This window comes from Kitasatospora sp. NPDC002551 (assembly GCF_040296005.1).
GTDB lineage: Bacteria > Actinomycetota > Actinomycetes > Streptomycetales > Streptomycetaceae > Kitasatospora.
The window spans coordinates 1-3,015 of record NZ_JBEOWI010000154.1 but is presented as its reverse complement, the minus strand read 5'-3'; the positions used below and the strand labels follow the sequence as shown (position 1 = coordinate 3,015).

The following is a 3,015-nucleotide window of genomic DNA, read 5'->3' as shown; positions in this document are numbered from 1 at the left end:
AACACGGCATCGAAGGCGCTCGGCTTCGCGTCCGCAGTCGTCGGCACGCTCGTCCCGCCCCTGCCCGGTCGCGCCGCCGAGGACAGCGAGGCCCGCCAGTGAAGATGATCTCGACCAAGCGCCGCCGAGCAGAACCCGCCGCCGCGCCCCGAAACCAGCCCGGCGCCGACTCCGCCGCGATCGGCGGAGACGAGCTCAGGGCCCGGGCCTACGTCAAGGCCGCCCTGGGAGAGACGGACATCCTCGCCCCGACTCAGCGGAGCCACCACACCGACATCGAGGGAGAAGGACAACCCCGAGCCGTCGCCCCCGGCATCGAGGTCCATCACCACCACCACTACTACGCCGAGAAACAGGCCCCGACCGCCGACCGGGACCGGGTGTTCGACTTCTCCTGGATCGTCGCGGACAAAGCCCGCCTGACCGCAGTGGCCGCAGGGGCGCTGCTCCAGCCCGCCCTCTACGCCCTGGCCCGCGACGCCGGCACGAGCGCGCCCGTCGGCATGGCGTTCATGGCCGCCCTGATCACCGGCTACTGGCGGCTGCGCTACTCCGGCTCGATCACCCGATGGCTGTTCACCCTGAACATCTCCGCCGCCGTGCTCTACGGACCCACCTTCCTCCTGATCGTCACCGCCCTGACCGGAGCCTCCTGATGTTCACCTCCGCCACGTACGTCACGATCGGCGGCCTCACCGTGGCCCTCTCCTTCCTCGTCTGGCGCGGCGTGCGCTTCTTCCGCCACGACCTCCGCAGCTGGAAGGCCCTCATCCCCTTCCTCCTCGGCCAGGCGCTCGGCATGCTGTCCGTCCTGTGCACCGGGGGAGCGCTCGGGTACTTCTTCGGCTTCGTCGCCCACGTCATGAACATGGGCGGCGACAAGGTCCTCGCCGGCGCGACCGGATCGGCCACCCCCGCAATCCACGGCGGAGCCCACCCCGGAGTGATCACCCCATCCGGCGCCATGGTGCTGGTGCTGCTCTGCGTCGGTCTGGCCACGGCCTGGAAGTCGATCACCAAATCCGTCTCCCTCGACTTCGGCCTCGGCGCCGCCTCCGGCAGCGGGCTGGGACTGTCCGCAGGCGGTGCCGGCCTGGCCGCCGCCACCCTCGTCCCCCTCGTCAACGGCATCGGCACCCAGATCACCGGCGCCTTCAACTGATCCACGCCGCGGTTGCCGCCGCCCGAACGGCCGGTGACCGCGGCACCGCCAGGAGCAGCAGCATGTCCGCCTCCCCCGCGTCCTTCGACGAGTCCGACAAGGAAGTCGTGGACTCCGGCCCCCGCGACGATCCCAACAAGCCGCAGCCACCGAGCCAACCCGTCCGAGGCACCGTCCTCACCGCGTACGCACACAAGATCGCTATCCGGGAAGGCTCCGTCTTCACCAACGGCACCCGCCACACCGCGCGGCAACTGAACCGCTGGTGGAACGCCCAGGACCTCTCCCCGGAGTACCTGACCGCCTTCCATCTCAACCACCAGCACACCCAGTGGAAGAACCGCCGCACCGCCGACCTGCGGGAGATCAACACCCAGCTCAAGCACTGGAAGAACTCCAACGAGCATCAGGCACACCGCCAGCGCGCCCTCTACTCCCGCGAAGCGAACGCCGTCCGCAGCGAAACGTTCACCCCCTACCCGCCCAGCAGCGCCGACCTCGCGGCCACCCGCACCGCCCGGGCCCGCAACCGGCGCCTGGGCACCACCGTGCTGCTCGCCATCTCGGTCGCCCTCGCCGCGCAGAACCCTGCCCCCGCCGCCTACACCGCCGGCGCCGTCACCCTGCTGGCAGGAGCAGCCGTCTGGATCCAGGGACGCCGGCCCACCGTGCTGAACCCGCCGCCTCCCCGCCTCGGATTCCCCACGCCCGAGCCGGTCCCCGGCGTCGCCAGCGCGCTCCAGCCCGATCCCACCCCGTACCCCATCGCCCGAGCGACCACCACCGACGAAGCAGCCGAGTGCATCCTGCGCGCCCTGCAAGCCGAAAACATCCCCGTCGCCGAGATCACCGACGTCGAACAGCAGCGCTGGGGCTGGCAGTCCACCGTCCGCGTCTCCAAGGGCACCCCCGCTGCGATCATCAACAAGGCCCCCGACCTCGAGACGCTCTTCGACCTCGGCAAGGGTGACGTCATCGTCCAGCCGCTGAAGAGCCGCACCGCCTGCGCGACCCTCCTGCTACGCCAAGGCGACATGTTCGCCGATCTGCCACCCGCGCCCTACCTCGCGCCGAAGTCGATCAGCATCACCGACCCCGCCGTCTACGGCGGCTCTGCCAACGGGAGCCCCCTCGCCTTCTCCCTGGCCGGCCTCATGGGCGAAGTCATCGCCCGATCCGGCGGCGGCAAATCCACCCTGCTGCGCGCCCTGGTCGACGTCACCACGGCCTGCCACGACGCGGTCACGCTCTTCCTCGACCCCAGCGGCGACGGACCCGGTCCGTACGAAGACGCGATCCGGCTCACCAGCCTCGACCCCGCGACCATCGAGCGCACGCTGCTGTGGCTGCACTGCCTGGCCGCCGGCCGCGCCCGCATCCGCCGCGGTCTCGGCATGGGTGACGCCTGGCAACCGTCCTCTCAGCATCCGGCAATCCTTGTATTCATCGACGAGTTCCCCAAGCTCACCGAACTTTCCAAGCTGCTTGTCGCCTCCCTCCTCCTCATCGGCCGCAAAGAGGGGGTCTGGATCATCTTCGCCGCGCAGGGAGCCACCACGGCCTTCCTCGGCTCCAACCTGGCCCAGCAGCCGGCCCTGAAGATCCTCGGCTCGTGCCGGGACGTAGACGTCAAGGCGGCCCTCGGCGGCGGCATGATGGACGAAGGCTGGCTCCCGCACCGCCTCAACCCCAAGTCCGGCGACGACCTGCGGCAGTGCGCACAGGTCTACATCGAAGGCGCGCCCGGCATGCCGGACGACCCCATGATCCACAAGGTCCACCACATCACCCTCGACGAGGCGAAGCGCCGCGCAGCTGAACGGGCTGAGGCTGGTCTCGTCGAGATCGACGAG

Annotated in this window: 3 protein-coding genes; all 3 read left to right on the top strand. The window is 70.1% G+C overall.

Features of this window, described 5'->3' with window-relative positions:
- Positions 1-98 precede the first annotated feature (98 nt).
- A complete protein-coding gene (locus tag ABT093_RS40760) occupies positions 99-656 on the top strand; it encodes a hypothetical protein (RefSeq protein ID WP_350572564.1) in 558 nt (185 codons plus the stop codon).
- Positions 656-1,162 carry a hypothetical protein gene (locus ABT093_RS40755; RefSeq protein ID WP_350572563.1) on the top strand — a complete coding sequence of 169 codons (507 nt, stop codon included), beginning with the start codon at positions 656-658 and terminating at the stop codon, positions 1,160-1,162. Before ABT093_RS40760 ends, ABT093_RS40755 begins: the two co-directional genes overlap by 1 nt.
- Positions 1,163-1,224: 62 nt before the next feature.
- Positions 1,225-3,015: P-loop NTPase family protein (locus tag ABT093_RS40750; RefSeq protein WP_502884433.1), on the top strand; the 1,791-nt coding region annotated here is incomplete at its 3' end.

What these genes read in the sequence shown, in the direction of transcription:
- ABT093_RS40755 (WP_350572563.1), top strand. Translation starts at nt 656, where the DNA reads ATGTTCACCTCCGCCACGTACGTCACGATCGGCGGCCTCACCGTGGCC.